At 33.2% G+C, this 21898-nt stretch carries 16 protein-coding genes; all 16 read right to left on the bottom strand.

Features of this window, described 5'->3' with window-relative positions:
• Positions 1 to 39: 39 nt before the first annotated feature.
• A complete protein-coding gene (locus KA873_RS05065; RefSeq protein ID WP_107386098.1) occupies positions 40 to 4356 on the bottom strand; it encodes a PolC-type DNA polymerase III in 4317 nt (1438 codons plus the stop codon).
• A gap of 374 nt (positions 4357 to 4730) precedes the next feature.
• Positions 4731 to 6431, bottom strand: a complete 1701-nt coding sequence (locus tag KA873_RS05060; protein WP_210140181.1) for a proline--tRNA ligase — start codon at positions 6429 to 6431, stop codon at positions 4731 to 4733.
• Between the two features lie 17 nt (positions 6432 to 6448).
• The gene (gene rseP, locus KA873_RS05055) at positions 6449 to 7735 is read right to left on the bottom strand and encodes an RIP metalloprotease RseP (protein WP_107384964.1); all 1287 of its coding nucleotides are present in this window, start codon (positions 7733 to 7735) and stop codon (positions 6449 to 6451) included.
• A 306-nt stretch (positions 7736 to 8041) separates the two neighbouring features.
• Positions 8042 to 8818: a phosphatidate cytidylyltransferase gene (locus KA873_RS05050; RefSeq protein ID WP_107384731.1), complete on the bottom strand. Its 777-nt coding sequence runs from the start codon at positions 8816 to 8818 to the stop codon at positions 8042 to 8044.
• A gap of 17 nt (positions 8819 to 8835) precedes the next feature.
• On the bottom strand, positions 8836 to 9597 hold the full coding sequence (locus tag KA873_RS05045; protein WP_107384730.1) for an isoprenyl transferase: 762 nt from the start codon (positions 9595 to 9597) through the stop codon (positions 8836 to 8838).
• A 227-nt stretch (positions 9598 to 9824) separates the two neighbouring features.
• Entirely contained in the window at positions 9825 to 10379 is a 555-nt protein-coding gene (gene frr, locus KA873_RS05040; RefSeq protein ID WP_107384729.1) for a ribosome recycling factor, read from the bottom strand.
• Between the two features lie 16 nt (positions 10380 to 10395).
• A complete protein-coding gene (pyrH, locus tag KA873_RS05035; RefSeq protein ID WP_019468449.1) occupies positions 10396 to 11118 on the bottom strand; it encodes a UMP kinase in 723 nt (240 codons plus the stop codon).
• A gap of 134 nt (positions 11119 to 11252) precedes the next feature.
• A complete protein-coding gene (gene tsf / locus KA873_RS05030) occupies positions 11253 to 12131 on the bottom strand; it encodes a translation elongation factor Ts (protein WP_107384728.1) in 879 nt (292 codons plus the stop codon).
• A 93-nt stretch (positions 12132 to 12224) separates the two neighbouring features.
• Complete coding sequence (gene rpsB, locus KA873_RS05025; RefSeq protein ID WP_040030607.1) at positions 12225 to 13016, bottom strand: 30S ribosomal protein S2; 792 nt, start codon at positions 13014 to 13016, stop codon at positions 12225 to 12227.
• Positions 13017 to 13398: 382 nt separating this feature from the next.
• A complete protein-coding gene (gene codY, locus KA873_RS05020; RefSeq protein ID WP_107384727.1) occupies positions 13399 to 14172 on the bottom strand; it encodes a GTP-sensing pleiotropic transcriptional regulator CodY in 774 nt (257 codons plus the stop codon).
• Between the two features lie 23 nt (positions 14173 to 14195).
• Complete coding sequence (hslU, locus tag KA873_RS05015; RefSeq protein ID WP_107504626.1) at positions 14196 to 15608, bottom strand: ATP-dependent protease ATPase subunit HslU; 1413 nt, start codon at positions 15606 to 15608, stop codon at positions 14196 to 14198.
• A 111-nt stretch (positions 15609 to 15719) separates the two neighbouring features.
• Complete coding sequence (hslV, locus tag KA873_RS05010) at positions 15720 to 16262, bottom strand: ATP-dependent protease subunit HslV (RefSeq protein ID WP_107384725.1); 543 nt, start codon at positions 16260 to 16262, stop codon at positions 15720 to 15722.
• 3 nt (positions 16263 to 16265) lie between these two features.
• On the bottom strand, positions 16266 to 17156 hold the full coding sequence (gene xerC / locus KA873_RS05005) for a tyrosine recombinase XerC (RefSeq protein WP_107384724.1): 891 nt from the start codon (positions 17154 to 17156) through the stop codon (positions 16266 to 16268).
• Between the two features lie 119 nt (positions 17157 to 17275).
• Entirely contained in the window at positions 17276 to 18583 is a 1308-nt protein-coding gene (gene trmFO / locus KA873_RS05000) for an FADH(2)-oxidizing methylenetetrahydrofolate--tRNA-(uracil(54)-C(5))-methyltransferase TrmFO (protein WP_107384723.1), read from the bottom strand.
• 148 nt (positions 18584 to 18731) lie between these two features.
• The gene (topA, locus tag KA873_RS04995) at positions 18732 to 20798 is read right to left on the bottom strand and encodes a type I DNA topoisomerase (protein WP_210140180.1); all 2067 of its coding nucleotides are present in this window, start codon (positions 20796 to 20798) and stop codon (positions 18732 to 18734) included.
• Between the two features lie 193 nt (positions 20799 to 20991).
• Positions 20992 to 21864 (bottom strand): DNA-processing protein DprA, encoded by an 873-nt coding sequence (gene dprA, locus KA873_RS04990; RefSeq protein ID WP_107504628.1) that lies wholly within the window; start codon positions 21862 to 21864, stop codon positions 20992 to 20994.
• Positions 21865 to 21898: the final 34 nt, after the last annotated feature.

The raw sequence follows: 21898 nt of genomic DNA, 5'->3' as shown, positions 1-21898 counted from the left end.
AGCATTTTGATATTCAATTTCAATCACTATATTGCACGATTACATATCAAATATTGATAATTGTGCTTTATCTGGCAAGTTAGGTAATGAACCAAGTTCGTCTAAATACTCAATGACTTTTTGTGACAAGCCAGCTTTTTTATTTAAATCTTCTTTAGATAAAAACGGTCCCTCTTCACGTGCTTCAACTATGCGTTGCGCAACGTTTTCTCCTAATCCAGGAACAGCAATAAACGGTGGAATTAAACTATCATCTTCAATGATAAAATCAAATGCTTTGCTTTTCTCTAAACTTATCGGTTGCATACGATAACCACGTTGCGCCATTTCATTCATGATTTCTAATACAGTTAATGTATCTTTTTCTTTTTTGGCTAAATCCATGTAGCGCGAATACATATCGTTTACTGTATTTCGAATACCTTCTTTATCTTTAATCATTGAGATTAAATCAAAATCAGATGCACGCACCGTAAAGTAGCTTGCATAGTAGTAAAGTGGGTAATGGACTTTGAAATATGCAATACGTACCGCCATCAACACATATGCTGCAGCATGCGCTTTAGGGAACATGTATTTAATTTTTCTACATGAATCTAAATACCAATCAGGCACTTCATTGTCTACCATTGCTTCAACCATATCATCCGTAAGCCCTTTACCTTTACGCACAAATTCCATTGTCTTGAAGGCTAGTGAAGGTTCTAAACCGTTATACATTAGATAAACCATAATATCATCACGACAACAAATGACACTTGATAAATCGCAAGTTCCTGAGCGTATTAAATCTTGTGCGTTACCTAGCCAAACATCCGTACCATGTGATAATCCAGATATTCTAACTAATTCTGAAAATGTAGTTGGTTTGGTATCTTCTAACATTTGACGAACAAATCCTGTACCAAATTCAGGCACACCAAATGTACCAGTTTTACATAAAATTTGCTCTGATGTTACACCTAATGGTTCTGGTGAACTAAAAATCCCCATGGTTTCCTTATCATCAACAGGTATCGTTTTAGGATCAATACCTGATAAATCCTGTAACATACGGATCATGGTCGGGTCATCGTGTCCTAATATATCCAGTTTCAATACGTTATCATGTATTGAGTGGAAATCAAAATGTGTTGTCATCCAAGCTGATGATTGATCATCTGCCGGAAATTGAACAGGTGTAAAATCGTAGATATCCATATAATCTGGGACAACGATGATGCCACCTGGATGTTGTCCTGTTGTACGTTTAACACCCGTGCAACCTTTCACGAGTCTGTCAACTTCAGCTCCTCTTTTGTGAATGCCTTGATCGTTTAAAAATCCTTTCACAAAACCGAAAGCTGTTTTTTCTGCCACCGTACCAATAGTACCGGCACGAAAGACTTTGTCTTCACCAAACAATTCTTTTGTGTAATTATGAGCTTGAGGTTGATACTCACCACTAAAGTTCAAGTCGATATCAGGCACTTTATCACCTTTGAAGCCTAAGAAAGTTTCAAAAGGAATATCTTGCCCTTCTTTAATCAATTCACAACCACATGTGCCACATTTTTTATCTGGTAAATCAAAACCAGAGCCAATGGATCCATCGTTAAAGAACTCACTTTCTTTACATTGTGGACAAATATAATGCGGTGGTAATGGATTAACTTCTGTAATTTCAGTCATTGTCGCTACAAAACTCGAACCTACAGAGCCACGTGAACCTACTAGGTAACCGTCATCCAGCGATTTTTTAACAAGTCTTTGCGAAATTAAATATATAACAGAGAATCCATTCCCAATGATACTTTCAAGTTCTTTCTCTAATCGGTCGATTACAATTTGTGGTAAATCTTCGCCATATAATGCTCTGGCATTGGCATAGCTCATATCTCGTATTTCATCATTAGCACCTTCCATACGCGGCGTATACAATTCATCTTTTATCGGAACTACACGTTCGATACGGTCTGCTAATTCATTCGTGTTTTTAACAACTAGTTCATGAGCTTTTGCTTCACCTAAGAAATGTAATTCGTCTAACATTTCATCTGTTGTTCTAAAGTGTGCCTCAGGTAAAGTACTACGATTTAACGGGTTACCTGGCTGTGATGCAATTAAAATTTTACGTGCAATACCATCATGTTCGTTTAGATAATGCGCGTTCCCTGTAGCAATGACAGGAATATCATTTACATCTCCAGCTTGAATAAGGCGTTGATAAATTTCATGCAATGTTTCATTATCTCTCACCAGTTCTCTATCTATTAAATCTTGATATAATGCAGGTGGCTGAACTTCAATGAAATCATAGTATTTTGCTATTCTTTCCACTTGAGATTGATCTTTTTGCATTACTGCAGTAAATACTTCACCTTCATCACATGCAGAACCAACAAGAATACCTTCACGATATTCATCTAATAATGATCGTGGAATTCTAGGTGTTCTATAATAATATTTAACTAAAGACGCACTTACTATTTTAAATAAATTTTTCAAGCCTTGTTGATTTTGCACAATAAGTGTTACGTGGTTTGGACGTGCACGTTTATACGCATCTTCATTAGATAACGATTTATTAATATCTTGATGATTATAAACTTCCGCTTCTTCTAATTGTTTTAACATTTTTATAAAAATATAAGCTGTTGCTTCAGTATCATAAATCGCTCTGTGATGCTGTGTTAAATCTACACCATATTTTTTAGCTAAGAAATTCAGACCATGCTTACCATATTCTGTGTTGATAGTTCTGGAAAGTTCAAGTGTATCTATCACACCATTCGTTGATGCACCTAGACCAGTTTTTTCATAACCGGTATCTATGAATCCCATATCAAATGATGCATTATGTGCTACAAATATCGCATCGCCGACCCACTCTTTAAACTCTGTTAATACTGTTTCAATTTCAGGCGCATTGACGAGCATATCGTCAGTGATATGCGTTAAATTCTTGATTGTTTCAGATAAACGTTCATGTGGATTACTAAAACGTTCAAACTTATCAATGATTTCTCCTTCTTTTACTTTTACAGCTGCGAGTTCAATAATTTTATCATACTGATTAGATAAACCTGTTGTTTCAACGTCAAAAACAACGTATGTTGCAGTTTTTAAATCAATATCTTGTGGCTTGTAAGCTATAGGCACACCATCATCAACCAACATGCCTTCCATACCATATATCATTTTAATATTATTTTTTTCAGCTGCAGCATGCGCATCTGGAAATGCTTGAACCACATTATGATCAGTAATTGCAATCGCTTTATGACCCCATTTGGCTGCTTGGTCCACATATGCACTTATATTCGGAATGCCGTCCATCTGACTCATGGATGAATGCAAATGAAATTCTACGCGTTTCTCATCTGCTTTGTCTTGTTTAACTGCTTTTTTTATTTCTTCTATATCAGACATCATCATTACTAAGTCACGTACGAATGTGTCTTCTTCTATTCGACCTTGTGCTCGTACCCATTTACCAACACTAAGGGCTTTAAAATGAGCTAAATCATCTTTATTTTTTCTAGTGAACATTTTCAACACTAATGAATCGGTGTAATCTGTAACTTTTAATTCAACAATATGACGTCCGCTTTTCAATTCTTTTAAATTAATATCAAAGATAACACCTTCCACCGCAACTTTAAATTCTTCTTCGATAATTGATTCAATAGGTTTTACATTTTCTATTTGAATCGGTTTACCAATTTGACATTTAGCTACAGCGCTTTCGTTATTATCTTGTTGTTTGGCTTTTTCAGCGCGCATCTTTTCTAACTTTTCAGTGGCTTCACGTGCACTTTTTTCATCTTCTTGTTGAATATGTGCCTCTAATGATGCTAAATCGTCTCCATTTGAAGTATGATCAGTTTCAAAAATGATACTACTGATTGCAAATCCACATTGTTGAAATGCTTTAATCAAACTCCCATTGCAAGCTTTATCAAAATGATCTCGTTCTATATCATTCTGACACATGACTTTGAGAACATCCCCTGACATAATTAAGCGTTTTTGCTTAAGCTGACCTTTTACTTTTGGCGATAATTGCGTTTGATCAATACAATAACTAAAGTATTTCAAGGCATATTCGTCTTGATTCACTTTATTCGTAACTGTAAAATTGCAATCAACTTTGGCAATTGTTTTAAATTCTTCAGTGATTGCATTCATAAATAACAGATAATCTTCTATAGGTAAAAAATATGGAAATGTTATCTGAAATACCCAAATACGATCAGTTGTTTTAACATCTACACGCGTTAATTCACTTTGTGCTAAAATTTCTGGATCCAAATGATCTGCAATTTTAATTTGATCTGCTAAGACCTTAAATTTTTCTTGATTTGTCATTGACATGACGATAACCACCTTACTATTAATTACACTACGTTACTATTTCAAATCATTTCTTTAACTGTCGCGTATGTATTTTTTACATTATCTATCTTATAACGGAAAAGCATTAATTTCTAATACTTAAACTCTACTATTTTTACAATATGGTTACTAATAATAAATAGGAGCGGAAATGAAATCAAATCTGACTCATTCGATTTCGCTTTCCCGCTCCCCTAATTAAGGCGACTATTTACCAAATTATAGGTTAATCTTAAAAATTCAACTATGCCCATATACAAATATATTCATTGATAAAAATTATATTTGCTTTTAATTGTTTAACATACATATCATTCGTCATAGCAATTACTTTCTAAAAGTAAATTGCTGAATTATATACTTAGGTATAAATCATTAATATAACGATTTAAGTTATCAATTTGAACATCTTCACTTTCACCTGTATCACGTCGTTTAACTTCTACGATACCTTCTGCAGCATTTTTGCCAACTACTACTCTAATTGGTAACCCAATTAAATCAGCATCATTAAATTTAACACCTGCACGTTCTTTACGGTCATCATATAGTACATCGTATGTTTCTTTTAATTGTGTATATAGTTGATCGGCCAATTCACGTTGTTCTTCTTTTTTAGGGTTGATTGTAATTAAGTGTAAATCAAATGGCGTCACTGATTTAGGCCATATAATACCATTTTCATCATTATTTTGCTCAACAATCGCACTTAAAGTTCTAGAAATACCTATACCATAACATCCCATTAATAAAGGTTTGGCTTTGCCTTGATTATCTAAGAATGTTGCATTCATTGCTTCAGAATATTTTGTACCAAGTTTAAATACTTGCCCGACTTCAATTCCTTCAGCAAATTTAGCGACACCTGACCCATCAGCTAAGGCTTCACCTTCTAAAATAAATCTAAAATCGCCATACGCTTCTATTTCAAAGTCACGCCCTACATTTGCATTCAATAAATGGTAACCATCTTCGTTAGCGCCTACAACAATATTATTTAAATCTTTTATAAAGTTATCAGCATATACTTTGATATTTTTATCAAAAATTGGCCCAAGTGAACCAGGAGATGCACCTAATAAATTTTTAATTTCATCTTCTGTTGCTAATTCGATGTGATCAGTACCAAAGAATGCTTTTAATTTCACATCATTAATTTCATGGTGACCACGTACAAGTACCATAATAAATTCACCATCGACATTAAATACCATAGATTTTGTAATTTCATCCAATGGTTTTTCTAAAAATGTTGCTAATGCTTGTGCTGTGTGTACTTGAGGTGTTTCTATTTTTGTTAATGATGCTACATCATCATGTTTTTCATTAGGATGATATACAACCTCAGCTTTTTCAATATTGGCAGCATAATCACTATTTTCACTATAAACAATTGTATCTTCACCAATTTCACTTAAAGCCATAAATTCATGTGTATGACTTCCACCAATAGCACCTGAATCTGCAACTACTGGTCGTGCATTAATTCCGACACGTTTAAATATGCGATCATAAGCGTGATACATATCTTGGTATGTTTCATCTAAAGAAGTTTCATCTGCATGAAACGAATATGCGTCTTTCATAATAAATTCACGACCACGTAACAGTCCAAAACGAGGACGTTTTTCATCTCTAAATTTATATTGTATTTGGAATAAAGTAAGTGGTAATTGTTTATATGATTTAAGCTCATCTCTTATCACAGACGTTATAAGCTCTTCATGTGTTGGCCCAAGTGCAAACTCACGACCATGTCTATCTTTTAAACGCATCAGTTCTGGACCATATGCATTCCAACGACCTGATTCTTCCCATAGTTCTGCTTTTTGTAACGCCGGCATTAAAATTTCCACAGCATCAATACGTTCCATTTCTTGTCTTACAATTGTTTCAATGTTATTCAAAACTTTTGCAGCTAACGGTAAATAGCTATATATGCCGCTCGTACTTTGTTTAATTAATCCTGCTTTTAGCAAAAGTCTATGACTTAAAGCTTCAGCTGCAGCCGGTACTTCTTTCATCGTTGGTATAAATACTTTAGATTGTTTCATTTACATGCTCTCTCCTTTTATAAGAAATAACGTTGAATGTCATTCCATGTCACTAAGACCATAACAATTAATACAAATACTGCACCAATCGCTATAATGGTAGTTTCTGCTTTTTTGTTTAATGGCTTTCTGAAAATCGCTTCATATATTACGAATAAGATACGTCCGCCATCAAGTGCTGGGACTGGTAATAAATTCATCAACCCTAAATTGACACTGAGCAATGCTGTCCAAGAAATTAAATTGATAATGCCTGTTTTAACAACAGAATCAACCGTATGGTAAATACCGACAGGACCATTTAACATATCAAATGAAAATTGACCTGTAAAAATGCTCGCAATCATACTTAAAATCGCAGTAAATATCAGTTTCCCAGCTACAATTGTTTGTTTTACACCTTCAGCAATAGGTTTAAATACTGTATGTTCAGTAGAAGCAGTATAGCCTAATAAATATTTTGTTTCTGAATGTGTTTTAGTTACTTTTTGTTCGTATTTTTTCGGTTTTACTTGTAAATTTTCTGTTTTGCCATCTCGTTCTACTTTAATTTGCGTCTTTTTGTCTTTAACCTGAGACATTGCTTGATCTATATCAGATTTACTATCGATAGATTTGTCATCAATTTTCACGATAGTGTCACCTGTTTTTAAGCCAGCGTGCGCTGCTGGACTATCTTGCGCAACTTTATCAACTGTATTTGTTGGTGTACCTTGATAATAAGCTAAGCCAATAAATAATACTAATGTAAGTAAGAAGTTAAATAAAGGACCCGCAAACAGTGTTAAGAATTTTTGATAAGGTTTCTTGTGTGTAAATTGTCGGTTTTTAGGAGCAATTTGAATTAAACTACCATTTTCAACAAAGTAAGCTTTGTCAGCAATCTGATAATGATGTCTTTGCTGATCATAAGCAGTAACACCTTCTATATATAAATCCTCTTTAAAATCACATTGCTTAACTTCCATTGCTTCAATTTGTTGGAATTTGTGTTGATCATCTAAAATGATGTGTGTGATTTCATCTTTATCATTTAATTTTATCTTTACATGCATACCTGGTTGAACGGGTGGTTCTTCCAATCCGTCACCTGCCATTCTTACATATCCTCCAACTGGCAATAAACGAATGGTATATAAAGTTTCATTTTTTCTAAAACTGAAAATTTTTGGCCCCATTCCAATTGCAAATTCTGGGCACATAATGCCAGCTCTTTTTGCAAAAAACATATGACCGTATTCATGAACCGTTACAAGAACACCAAATACGATTATAAAAGAAATAATTGTCACTAGAAAACTCAAATTGATACACCTCATATTTTCCGTAAGATTGTTCCATTATTTTATATTATTATAATATACAAGAAATTTAATGCTTTTGATTATAAAATTATAACATAACACTACCGACTGATACACGTAACTTTATACAGTATAAAAAATTTTCACGACTTACCTCTTAAATATATACGATTCATTTTATAAACTTATGAAAAGGAGTTAAAAATTTAAATGTCTCATGCGATCAATCATCAACATTTAAATTAATAACTCCTTTTATTTTTCAATTATACAATTTTAAAAGCACATCATTTCTTTCAAAATCACTTAAATTAAAAATATATTTAATAATGGTAAAACAAACATAAAACTATCGAATCGGTCTAATATTCCGCCATGACCAGGTAAAATACGTCCAGAATCCTTCACACCAAAATGGCGTTTAAAACCTGACTCCACTAAATCACCTAGCTGACCAAACATACTCAAAATAACTGTACATAATAGCAATAACCATATTGCAATATTAAAGTCTATAAACATCACCATTATAAGTGGAACAATCAGACTACAAATAATACCACCTATGAATCCTTCAATTGTTTTATTAGGACTGATTACTGGCCATAATTTATGTTTGCCCATTAATCTACCAAAAATGTATGCACCAGTATCAGTAGACCACACAATTAAGAAAGCTAACAGTATGTAATGTAATCCCTCTGATCTTGTTTCATAAAGATACATAAAACCTATGCCTACATAAGCTATAGACATTAAACAAAAAGCAGCATCCATAAAACTAAATCTATTTTTAGATAACACGGTATAACTTAATAAAATAAAACTCATTGCTATCAAAGATTTTAATTGTAAATCATTCACCCATGTACCTGCTTCTTGCGGTATCATAATAATTAAAATTCCTAATGCACTTATAATTCCTGGGATGGATAAGAACTTTATCATATTCATATTTAACAATTCCTTGAGACCTATAAACGCTAATAAATATGAAAAAAGCATTAGTACAAGCCCACCCTTTAACAATACAGGTAGAAAAACAATAAGTGCTATTATTGCTGTTAAAGTTCTAACTTTCATACTATTCTCCTAACTATCTATAATCCCCCAAAACGTCTTTGACGAGATTGATAAATTTTAATACAGTTTATTAATTCTTCTTTGTCAAAATCTGGCCAAAATTTTTCATTGAATATAAATTCACTGTAAGATACTTGCCAGATAAGAAAGTTACTAATTCGTTGTTCACCTGAGGTTCTAATTAAAAGGTCTGGATCAGGATAATGGTGGGTCATTAAATGTTCGTTAATCAATTGTTCTGTAATATGTTCACTGGATAAGCCTTCTGAAGATAATTTTTCATAAATTGATTTTACACTATGGACAATTTCAGCACGTCCGCCATAGTTAATTGCAAAAATCAGTTTTAAACCTGTATTATCTTTGGTTTGGTCTTTTGCTTTATTTATAGCTTCAAGTGTTGCTGTTGGTAAATCATTTAAAAAACCAATGGTTTCTACTTTAACATTATTTTCTATTAATTCTGGTAAAAAGGTTTTTAAGAAATTAACTGGTAGGTTCATAATATAATTAACTTCATTTTTAGGTCTAGTCCAATTTTCAGTTGAAAATGCATACAACGTTAAATATTTAATACCTAAATCACTAGCTTCTTTAGTTATTTTTTTGATCGTTTGCATACCTTGGTAATGGCCTTTTATTCTAGGCAACTTTCTTTGTTTAGCCCAGCGTCCATTGCCATCCATAATAATTGCTATATGATTAGGTACATTATGTAAATCCAAGCCAATGTTGGATTCGTTAGGCTGATTTTTTTTCTTGTTTAGCTTTTTAAACATGGTATTTCCTCCGAGCGTTATCATCTCTGCTTTTTATATTAGCTTCTAAATGCAATTATCTATCATTTTATCATACTAGATAAGCGCAATGAATAAACAAATAAAAAAACTGTACCAAAGTCTGATTTGATACAGTTCAGATAAATTTATAATATGCTTTATTTTCAATATCAAACAACTAAAAGATAGATATTTACTCACAAAAAGTCATATCATAATTACCATGTTTATACTGACATAATATCTTGTTCTTTTTCTTCTAATAATTTATCAATGTCATTTATAGAATCGTCAGTTATTTTTTGAACTTCATTTGTTTGAGTTCTTAGGTCATCTTCAGTGATGTCACCATTTTTCTCTTGTTTTTTAAGCTCGTCATTCGAATCACGACGCACATTTCTAACTGCAACTTTAGAATCTTCGCCAATTTTTTTAACTTCTTTTACAAGCTCTTTACGACGTTCTTCTGTTAATGCAGGTACACTTATACGGATTACTTCACCATCACTAGATGGATTCACACCTAGGTTTGCTGCATTAATGGCTTTTTCAACATTAGCCACTGATGATTTATCGTATGGTGAAATGACTAAAAGACGTGCTTCTGGCACACTGATACTAGCAAGTTGCTGTATAGGTGTTGGTGCTCCATAATAATCAACAGTAACACCATTTAAAAGGTTTGAATTTGCTCTACCAGCACTAATGTTGGCTAATTCTCTTGAAAGACTATCAATTGATTTTTTCATCTTTGTTTTCGTGTCATTAATTATGTCACTCATATTATACACCTCTAAATTATTTTGTAATTAATGTTCCTATTTTTTCACCCATAACAGCACGTTTGATATTCCCTTCTTCTGTAATAGAGAACACATTCAATGGAATATTGTTATCCATACAGAAAGAAGATGCTGTTGAGTCCATGACTTGTAATCCTTCTTGTAACATTTGAATATGTGTTAAATGTTCATATTTAACTGCATTTTCATCTTTTTTAGGATCTGCAGAGTAAACACCATCAACATTATTTTTGCCCATTAAGATAACATCTGCTTCTACTTCAGCAGCACGCAGAGCTGCAGTTGTGTCAGTTGAGAAGTATGGATTACCTATGCCAGCTGCAAATATCACAACTCGTTTTTTCTCTAAGTGTCTAATTGCACGACGACGAATATAAGGTTCTGCAACTTGTTTCATCTCTATAGAAGTTAACACACGTGTATCACACTCTAATTGTTCTAGACTATCTTGAAGTGCTAAAGCGTTCATGACAGTAGCCAACATACCCATATAATCGGCTGTGCCACGATCCATACCAAGGTCACTACCAGTTTTACCTCTCCAGATATTTCCTCCACCAACAATCACTGCAATCTCGCAATCCATTTTTGCTACCTCAGCTACTTGTTGAGCAACACTTTTAATAATTATCGGATTAATCCCGAATCCGTCTTCACCTGCTAGTGCTTCACCACTTAATTTTAAAACGACACGTTTATATTTAGAAGTTTGAGCCATTGTCTTATCCTCTCTATTGTGAAAATATGTATTTGATACAAGTAAAGAAGACACAGTAGAACTTCCAATATAAAAGTAAGTCTTTCATACGGAGCACAAAAAGGTGTCTTCTTTCTTGTTCAAACTATGAAAAATTATTTCATTTGTCCTTTTACTTCGTCAGCAAAGTTTTCTTCACGTTTTTCCATACCTTCGCCTACTTCATAACGTACGAAGTCAACTAGTTTTCCACCTTTTGATTTTAAGAAAGCTTCAACTGTTTGATCAGGATCTTTAACAAAGTTTTGGTCAACTGCACAAATTTCTTGTAAATATTTACGTAAACGACCTTCAACCATTTTCTCAACGATTTTTTCTGGTTTTCCTTCGTTTAAAGCTTGTTGTTTCAATACTTCTTTTTCATGAGCAATTTCATCTTCACTTACTTGTTCAGATGAAACATATTTAGGGTTAATCGCAGCAATATGCATAGCTACATCTTTAGCAGCATCGCTATCAGTAGTACCTTCAACAACTGTTAATACACCGATACGTCCACCCATGTGTAAATATGAACCAAATGCATCACTATCTGATTTTGTTCTAACTGCAAAACGACGGATACTTAATTTTTCACCGATTGTAGAGATTGCTTCTTTCATGCGTTGATCTACAGATTTACCGTCAGCTAATTCAGATTCTAATAAAGCTTCAACAGTATCTACTTTACTATCTAACACTTGGATAGCAATTTCTTTTACTAATTCTTGGAAACCTTCGTTACGTGCTACGAAGTCAGTTTCTGAATTAATTTCTACGATTGCTGCTTCATTTCCTCTTTCTTCTACATGTACTAGTCCTTCTGCAGCGATACGGTCAGCTTTTTTAGCTGCTTTTGCAATACCTTTTTCACGTAGGTAATCAATAGCTTTATCAATATCACCATCAGTTTCTGTCAACGCTTTTTTACAATCCATCATACCAGCGCCAGTTTTTTCACGTAATTCTTTTACAAGTTTAGCTGAAATTGCCATTTCATATTCCTCCATTATTTAATGAATTTTAATATATTTATTTTAAAAAAAGGTGATAAGCTTATATATCTTATCACCCATTTTACATTATTCTTAGTTTGATTCAACAGAAGTGTTTTCTTCAGTTGTTTCTGCTTCAGTAGCTTCTTCTTTTGATTCATTTAAATCAATGTTTTGTTCAGCTGCTACTTCTTCATTTGATACACCTTGTTGACCTTCTAAGATTGCATCTGCCATTTTACCAGTTAATAATTTAACGGCACGGATAGCATCATCGTTTGCAGGGATAACATAATCGATCTCATCTGGATCACAGTTAGTATCCACAATACCAACGATTGGGATGTGTAATTTACGTGCTTCAGCAATTGCGTTGCGCTCTTTACGAGGGTCAACTACAAATAATGCTTGAGGCATAGATTTCATATCACGAATTCCGCCTAAGAATTTAATTAAACGGTCATATTCTTTTCTAAGTTCTACTACTTCTTTTTTAGGTAATACTTCGAATAAGCCATCTTCTTCCATTTTTTCAATTTCAGAAATACGTTTGATACGTTTTGAAATTGTTTTATAGTTAGTTAAAATTCCACCTAACCATCTTTGGTTAACGTAGAATTGACCAGCACGTTCTGCTTCAGCTTTTACTGATTCTTGTGCTTGTTTTTTCGTACCAACGAATAAAACTTTTCCGCCATCTTCTGAAATTTGTTTGATAAAGTTGTAAGCTTCTTCTACTTTCTTCACTGTTTTTTGTAAGTCGATAATGTAGATACCGTTTCTTTCAGTGAAGATGTATCTTTTCATTTTTGGGTTCCAACGGCGTGTTTGGTGACCGAAGTGAACACCTGCTTCTAGTAATTGTTTCATTGAAATTACTGCCATAAATAAAATCCTCCTATTGGTTTTTTACCTCCATAAAAAGCTCATATAAACACGATAATAAGTTATCGCACCCTTTATACTTCCGCTCTTTATGTGCGTATTGGCTTAATAGCCGTGAATAAATATATCATATTCATACATATAAAGCAATAGTTCAGCTTATAATTTCTCATTAATAATGGCATGGTCTCAAGTTGTATTTTTACAAATTCAGATAACACGATTCCACCCCAGTATGAGATGCTTAATATGAAATGCTTAAGTTTAAAAATGACATTGTATTTATTTTTTACATATTTATCAAATCAACGCATAACGCATGGATATACAAAATGATGTGAATAGTGTAAATAGCAAATGCACGAATTAGCTATTCTACGTTTTATTTTATTCTATCTAATTCATCTAAGAATTTTTCTTTTTTAACTTTAATAAACGTACCTTTCATACCTAGTGAACGTGATTCAATAACTCCTGCACTTTCTAACTTACGTAATGCATTAACAATAACAGAACGTGTAATACCAACTCGGTCAGCTACTTTAGACGCAATTAGCAAGCCTTCTTTACCACCTAGCTCTTCAAAAATATGTTCAATAGCTTCACTTTCTGAGTATGATAACGAATTGATTGCCATATTGATTGCAGCTTTATCTCTTGCTTCTTGTTCAACTTCATTATGTTTTTCACGCAGAATTTCCATACCAATAACTGTAGCCGCGTACTCACCTAAAACGAGATCGTTTTCAGAAAAATCGTCTTGTACACGCCCAAGTACTAACGTACCTAGTCTTTCTCCCCCACCTAGTATTGGAAAGATAGTTGACTTACTATCTTTAAATACATCTTTATTTTCAGGTGGGAAAACTGAAAGAGCACTTTCAATACCAATGTTAGATTCTGTCTCTTTTACATCCATTAACTTGTCAGTATATTCTACAGGTATATGTCTATTTTCTAACATTTGAATAATACGTTCATTTTTTAACAATTCATTTAAACTTGATCCTAAAATTTTACCTTTTCTTGACACAATAAAAACATTTGTCACTGTTACACTGCTTATTGTTTGTGCGACGTCTTTAAAGTCTACAGCAATTCCTTTGTGCTTTTGCAAAAGTGTATTTAATTCTCTTGTTTTTGATAATAAGCTCATATTACTTCTCCTTTTTGTTTGTATTATAAAATAAATGCACTTAAATCTTTATTTGTTGAAATTGATTTCAACTTATCATCAACATATTGAGGTGTGATATCTACGACAGCATGTGGCATGCTCGGTGCTTCAAACGATAAATCTTCCAACATTTTTTCAAGTATTGTATGCAATCTACGCGCGCCAATATTATCTGTATCTTGATTAACTTGAAAAGCAATTTCTGCCAGACGTTTAATCGCTTCTTCAGTAAAATTAACTGTTACTTGCTCTGTTTGAAGTAGCGCTTCATACTGTTTAATTAATGATAATTTAGGTTCAGTTAAAATGCTTACAAAGTCTTCCACAGATAGGCTTTCTAATTCAACACGAATTGGGAAACGACCTTGTAATTCAGGTATTAAATCACTTGGTTTTGAAACATGAAATGCTCCTGCGCCAATGAATAGCATATGTTCAGTATTAACAGTACCATATTTGGTTTGAACCATGCTACCTTCAAGTATAGGTAAAATGTCTCTTTGAACACCTTGTCGTGAAACGTCTTGACCTGAATTTTGATTGTTCGTAGCCACTTTATCTATTTCATCAATAAAAATAATTCCCATTTGTTCAGCTAGCTCAATCGCTTCTTGGTTGGCAGTTTCTTGATCAATCAATTCATCAGCATATTCATCTGTCAAAATATTTCGAGCTGTTTTGACTGGTACTTCTCTTTCCACTTTTTTCTTAGGCATAAGTTGGTTCATCATATCTTGCATTTGTTGATTTTGATTTGTTCCTAACATACCTAAGGCACCTGGGTCTTGCTCGACTTTTAATCCCACTTTTTCTTCTTCAAGTTCACCATTTAATAATTGTTGTTTAATTTCAGAACGCTTTGTTTTGATTTCTTCTGTTGGTGTATCTTCTTCATCATCTTCATTATTTTGACCAAAATTGGGTATTGCTCCACCAAAAAGAGACTCTAAAGGGTTATTACTATTACTGCTATTCGCTTTCTTCTTCATACTTGGTACTAAAAGTTTAACTAATTTTTCATTTGCTTTATTTCTCGCTTCATCTTTAACTAACGCTTTCTTTTGATCTTTAACTAATCTAACAGCAATGTCAACCAAGTCTCTAACCATACTCTCAACGTCACGACCAACGTAACCTACTTCTGTAAATTTCGTAGCTTCTACTTTAATAAAAGGTGCGCCAACCACTTTAGCCATACGTCGCGCAATTTCCGTTTTCCCTACACCAGTTGGTCCAATCATTAAAATATTTTTAGGTGCAATTTCTTGTTTCTCTTCATCAGAAAGCAAGCTCCGTCTATATCTATTTCTTAATGCTACTGCTACCTTGCGTTTAGCGTCATCTTGACCGACTATATATTCGTTAAGTTTTGAAACGATATCTTTTGGCGTTAATTTAATACCATTCGACTCCATAAGATAAATACCTCCGTTACTATATTTTCTTCAAAAACTCGTCATTTATTATGCATTTATTTCATAATTTTTTAGTTTTTGTTATTTCTACTTACGTTAAAACATGAATTTTTAAAGTTCTTCTACTACGATTTGGTCATTCGTGAATACGCAAATATCTGATGCAACTTTCAAACTTTCATAAGCCATCTCGCGCGCGCTTAAATCTGTCGCATGACGTTTTAATGCTCTACCTGCACTTAGGGCATAGTTACCACCTGATCCAATTGCAATCAAATCATCATCTGGTGCAATCACTTCCCCAGTACCACTCACCACAAGGATGGAATCTTTATCCATAACAATAAGCATTGCTTCTAGTTGTCTTAACTGTTTATCGCCTCTCCATTCTTGCGCTAATTCGACAGCGGCTCTTTCCAAATTACCACTAAACTGTTGTAATTTTGTCTCGAACTTTTCAAACAGTGTAAATGCATCTGCCACACTACCTGCGAATCCTGCTAACACTTTATCATTATATAAGCGTCGAACTTTTCTAGCGGTTTTCTTCATAATCACTTGTTCTCCAAGTGTTACTTGACCATCACCAGCCATTGCCGAATGTCCATTATGTTGTACTGCGAAAATAGTTGTAGCATGAATAGATGTACTCATATATTAATTCTCCTTCTTTGCACGAGGATGTGCATTTAAATATACTTTTTTAAGCTGTTCATTCGTAACATGTGTATAACGACCTGTCGTCGATAAATTAACATGTCCTAATAACGATTGCACTGTTCTTAAGTCAGCGCCTTGATTTAACATATGTGTAGCAAACGTATGTCTTAATTTATGCGGATGTATATCTGTCACACCTGCAGTTCGTTTCACTACATCATTCAACACATAACGAACGCCACGCTCAGTGATAGGCGCACCGTTCATATTAACTAACAAATAATCGTGTTCGGTACTTTTTTTGGGTCTAAATGTTTCTAAGTAATGTTCAATGCTCTGTTTACAAAATTCGCCGAAAGGGATAAACCTTTCTTTACCACCCTTACCTAAAACTTTAACACCTGGCAAATTCATGTCCAAATCTTGTTCTTTGATATTTACTAATTCTGAAACCCTAATCCCAGTTGCATATAAAAGTTCCAAAATAACACGATCTCTTAAACCTTTTTTTAAATCTTGCTCTACTGTTTTAAATAATGCTTCCATTTCTTCTTCATAAAAGAAATGCGGCAAATACTGTTCTTTTTTCGGATGAACTAATTGTATAAATGGATTTATAACACTTTCATCTTGTACCATCCAATACTCATAAAAACTTCTCAGCGTAGAAATTTTACGAGAAACCGTTGTTCTTTTCAAGTTTTTTGAATATAAAAAGCTTAAGTAATTTCTTGCATCTTTATATTCAAAATTAGCTAAGCTTAAATGCTCTTGATTTAAAAAATCATTAAATTGTTCTAAATCATCATGATATGATTTTAATGTATGATCTGAAAAATGCCGTTCTACTTTAAGCATATATAAATAAGCTTGTTGGATTTCTTCCAATAAAAACCCCTCCATCGATATAAATTGTAGCATATCGATGGAGGGAACTGCGAAAAATAACTATTAAATTGAGAAAAACTTTTTTTAATTTTCTGAATCACTTTTTCATTCTATTAAAATCATAATGTTTCTTTAAAGTTGTCCAAATATGATAAAGCTCTATGAGCGAGTTGTTCATATCTTATTTTTTTATCTTTAATTTTTTCATCTAAAACTGGTAGCAAACCAAAATTAGCATTCATCGGCTGGAAGTTTTTTTCATTTTTTGCATGAGCAATATAATAAGCCATGCTACCTAACATTGTTTCTCTAGGGAAAATAACCTTTCCTCTATTTTTAATTTTATGTGCTACGTTAATACCAGCAATCAAACCACTTGCCGCACTTTCTACATAACCTTCTACACCAGTCATTTGGCCAGCAAAGTGAAGTGTTTCTTTTCCTTTTAATTCATAAGTCTCCGTAAGTACATCAGGAGAATTAATAAATGTATTTCTATGCATAACACCATATCTAACGATTTCAACATTTTCTAAACCCGGTATCAATCTAAGCACTTCTTTTTGTGCACCCCATTTTAGATGTGTTTGAAACCCTACTAAATTATACAAAGTACCAGCAGCATCGTCCTGACGTAATTGTACAACAGCATATGGTATTTCACCAGTCTTAGGATCTTCCAAGCCAACTGGTTTCATTGGACCAAACAATAACGTTTTACGTCCACGTGCTGCCATTACTTCAAATGGCATACAACCTTCGAAATATTTTTCTTTTTCGAATTCATTCACAGGTGCTACCTCTGCTGCTAATAAAGCATCATAAAATTTATTAAATTCTTCTTCGGTCATAGGACAATTTAAATAAGCCGCTTCACCTTTATCATAACGTGATTTTAAATAAACTTTATTCATGTCAATACTGTCTTTTTCAACAATCGGTGCTGCAGCATCATAAAAATATAGCTGATCTTCACCTGTTACATCAACAATTTCTTGTGCTAATTGATCTGTTGTTAGCGGACCAGTAGCAATAATAGTATATCCTTCAGGTATCGTATTAATTTCTTTATTCATTACAGTTACATTCGGGTGATTTTTCAACGTTTCAGTAATATAACCTGCAAAATCATGTCTATCTACAGCAAGTGCTCCACCAGCAGGTACACGTGCTTTATCTGCTGCGGTTATAACGAGAGAATCCATTCGGCGCATTTCTTCTTTTAATACACCCACGGCATTAGTTAGCGCATTGCCACGTAATGAATTGGAACATACTAATTCAGCAAACTTATCTGTATGATGTGCTGGAGTTTGTTTAACCGGCCTCATTTCAATTAAATTTACTTTTATGCCTCTTTGCGCTAATTGATAAGCGGCTTCTGAGCCAGCTAAACCAGCTCCTACAACATTGACAATTTGAGTCATATATTATCCTCCTATACAAAAAATAGCAACTACGATACTAATTTATAAGTTTAATAACATATCTCTACATTATAAATATGAATCGTAAGTTGCTAAATATTATTAAAAAAATACTTTCTTTTCCTAATAATCAATTTATATATAATTGTTATTTTTGTTCTTCTTCTTTGTAATCACAGTTTGAGCAAATAACCTGACTTTTACGTCCTTGTTTTTTCTCAACTAAATAGTGTTCACATTTTGGACAATCACGTCCAATTGGTTTATCCCAAGTCACAAAATCACATTCAGGATATTTAGAACAACCATAGAAGATACGATTTTTCTTAGACTTACGTTCAACGACATCGCCCTCTTTACATTTAGGGCAAGTCACACCAATTGTTTTGACGATTGCTTTTGTATTTCTACAATCAGGGAAGTTAGAACATGCCATAAATTTACCATATCGACCCATTTTTATAACCATAGGTGCACCGCAAACTTCACAATCTTCTCCAGCAGGTTCGTCCTTAATTTCTATTTTTTCCATTTCTTCTTCTGCACGTTCAACATCTTGTTTAAAGCTATTATAGAAATCTGAAATAACTTTTTTCCATGCTACCTCACCTTCTGCAACTTTATCGAGTAATGTCTCCATATTAACTGTAAAGTCTACATCAATAATTTCAGGGAAGTATTCTTTAACTTGTTCATGAACAATTTCACCTAATTCGGTAGGAACAAAACGCTTACTCTCATTTTTAACGTAGTTTCTTTTTTGAATTGTATCAATTGTAGGTGCATAAGTTGATGGACGTCCTATTTTCATTTCTTCCAAGGTTTTTACTAATCTTGCTTCGGTATAACGTGGTGGAGGTTGTGTAAAATGTTGTGAAGGTTCAATATTTGTTGCTGTAACCATTTCACCTTCATTTATATTAGGTAACTTATTTTCTTTACCTTCATCTCCATCATCTTTTGTTTCTACATATAAAGTCATAAAACCTTTGAATTTGATTGTTTGTCCATTGGCTCTAAATTTCAAATCATTTTGCGTTAAATCTAATGCTACCGTATCTAAAATAGCTGGTGCCATTTGACTTGCCACAAAACGCTCCCAAATTAATTTATATAATCTATATTGATCCCTAGTTAAATAATTTTTCATTTCGCTAGGTGTACGCAAAGTACTAGATGGTCTAATAGCTTCGTGGGCATCTTGGTCTCCTTGACCTTTAGATTTACGATTTGAGGTATATTCATTCCCATAAGTATCTTGAATATAACCTTTAGCTTCACTCTTGGCTTGTTCAGAAATTCTAGTAGAATCTGTACGCATATAAGTGATTAAACCAACTGTACCTTGTTTTTTCAAGTCGATACCTTCATATAATTGTTGAGCAAGCATCATTGTTTTACGCGCTTTGAAATTCAATTTTCTTGCAGCTTCTTGTTGTAGTGTTGAAGTCGTAAATGGATTTGCAGGATAACGCGTCTTCTCTTTTTTTGTTACTTTTGTAACTTCAAATTGATCTCCTTCAAGTTGTGATGTAATCGTCTCAACTTCATTTTTATTAGTTAATTTGTATGGTTTGTTTTTATAATGTAAGAATTTAGCACTAAATTTTGATTTTTTATATCTAAATTCCCCTTCTATTTTCCAATATTCTTCTGGCTTGAAATTTCTGATTTCATTTTCACGATCTATGACTAATCTTAAAGCGACTGATTGTACGCGACCCGCAGAAAGTCCTTTTTTAACTTTCTTCCATAAAACAGGTGAAATATTATAACCTACTAAACGGTCTAAAATTCTTCTAGCCTGTTGTGCATCCACGAGTTCCATTTCTATGCCCCTAGGATGTTTAAAACTTTGTTTTACTGCATCTTTTGTTATTTCATTAAATACTACTCTATTTTCAGTTGAGTCTTCTAAATTTAATATATTCGCTAAATGCCAAGCAATTGCCTCACCTTCACGATCGGGGTCACTTGCTAAGAATATATTTTTTGCTTTCTTAGCATGTTTTTTTAATTCCTTAACAACAGGACCCTTGCCACGTATAGTAATATATTTGGGTTCATAGTCATTTTCTACATCTACGCCCATTTGGCTTCTTGGCAAATCTCTTACATGCCCCATAGATGCGATAACTTTATATTTTTTACCTAAATATTTTTCAATGGTTTTAGCTTTTGCAGGCGATTCAACTATGACTAAATTTTCTGCCAAAGTAGTTACCCCCTTGCATTTCTAATTACAAAGATAAATGATAAACGGTCTATTTTGTTTTTGTCAATGTTTTTAATTTTAAATTCATTTAAACAAAGGCATATTTAGCTTTAATTATTGGAAAAGACACCGATTATTCACATCTTTTTTATAAATCAAAAAGTATTCTCGTACAATTTTATTTATATCAATTTTAATCAAAATCATCTATGATATCTTTCGGTGAAATTACAATTTTTGCGCCTTCTTGTGCACTCATTAGGTTGCCCATTGTCATATTATTAAACATTGAACCTGGTAAAACATATACTTCTCTATTTTGTTCTAATGCGCAATTTGTTGTAATTGAAGTGCCACTTTTAATTGTAGATTCTGTTATCAATACACCTTTCGAAAGACCACTAATCAATCTATTTCTTTCTGGAAAATGGTGTTTAAGCGGTTTTTGATAAGGCAGATATTCACTAATGACTAATCCTGTTTGTTCTAACTGTTTCCTAAGTTTTTGCGTCGATTTTGGATAATGATTAAGGTGGCCAAAGGCTAACACTGCAATAGCTGACATATGATTTTCTATAGCGTATTGATGTGCTACTTGGTCTGCACCTTCTGCTAATCCAGAAACGATAGTTAAATTCTTCTTTTTAAATGAAGGAAAAAGGAATTTCAGAGCATCCCTTGTATAATCAGTAGCATGTCTAGAGCCGACAATTGCAAGGTTTTGATCACGTGCAGTTAATGCGATATCTCCTTTATAAAAAAGTATGAACGGGGGATCGTGTATTTCACGAAGTAAATTTGGATAAGATGGATGGTTAATTCCAATAAAATTAATATTCCATTTATATAATTGCATCAGTATAGCATCAATATGATAGTTAACAAAATCATGATATATTTGATATTTCTTTTGAGATTTAGTAGTTGATAAATATAGTTTTAATATTGTTTGTTGTTCACGCTTAGTGTATGACAGAAAATTGCTTTTAAATTTAAGTAACCGATGTATTTGCTGTGTGGACAGTCCTGAGAAACGTAATTTTAAAAATAGATAATCTGTGTTCATATATCGTGCTCCTTTATAAAATCATTATAAAGTA

Origin of the sequence: Staphylococcus sp. GDY8P45P (assembly GCF_017892745.1) — a bacterium.
Classification (GTDB): Bacteria; Bacillota; Bacilli; order Staphylococcales; family Staphylococcaceae; genus Staphylococcus; species Staphylococcus cohnii.
Note: the sequence above shows the minus strand (reverse complement) of the source record. Positions and strands in the feature narration are given on the sequence as shown.

Excerpts from the sequence above, each read along its gene's own strand:
- KA873_RS05065 (WP_107386098.1), bottom strand. The coding sequence starts at position 4,356 with ATGTCAATGACAAATCAAGAAAAATTTAAGGTCTTAGCAGATCAAATT.
- KA873_RS05060 (WP_210140181.1), bottom strand. The coding sequence starts at position 6,431 with ATGAAACAATCTAAAGTATTTATACCAACGATGAAAGAAGTACCGGCT.
- KA873_RS05050 (WP_107384731.1), bottom strand. The coding sequence starts at position 8,818 with ATGAAAGTTAGAACTTTAACAGCAATAATAGCACTTATTGTTTTTCTA.
- KA873_RS05045 (WP_107384730.1), bottom strand. The coding sequence starts at position 9,597 with ATGTTTAAAAAGCTAAACAAGAAAAAAAATCAGCCTAACGAATCCAAC.
- frr (WP_107384729.1), bottom strand. The coding sequence starts at position 10,379 with ATGAGTGACATAATTAATGACACGAAAACAAAGATGAAAAAATCAATT.
- pyrH (WP_019468449.1), bottom strand. The coding sequence starts at position 11,118 with ATGGCTCAAACTTCTAAATATAAACGTGTCGTTTTAAAATTAAGTGGT.
- tsf (WP_107384728.1), bottom strand. The coding sequence starts at position 12,131 with ATGGCAATTTCAGCTAAACTTGTAAAAGAATTACGTGAAAAAACTGGC.
- rpsB (WP_040030607.1), bottom strand. The coding sequence starts at position 13,016 with ATGGCAGTAATTTCAATGAAACAATTACTAGAAGCAGGTGTTCACTTC.
- codY (WP_107384727.1), bottom strand. The coding sequence starts at position 14,172 with ATGAGCTTATTATCAAAAACAAGAGAATTAAATACACTTTTGCAAAAG.
- hslU (WP_107504626.1), bottom strand. The coding sequence starts at position 15,608 with ATGGAGTCGAATGGTATTAAATTAACGCCAAAAGATATCGTTTCAAAA.
- hslV (WP_107384725.1), bottom strand. The coding sequence starts at position 16,262 with ATGAGTACATCTATTCATGCTACAACTATTTTCGCAGTACAACATAAT.
- trmFO (WP_107384723.1), bottom strand. The coding sequence starts at position 18,583 with ATGACTCAAATTGTCAATGTTGTAGGAGCTGGTTTAGCTGGCTCAGAA.
- dprA (WP_107504628.1), bottom strand. The coding sequence starts at position 21,864 with ATGAACACAGATTATCTATTTTTAAAATTACGTTTCTCAGGACTGTCC.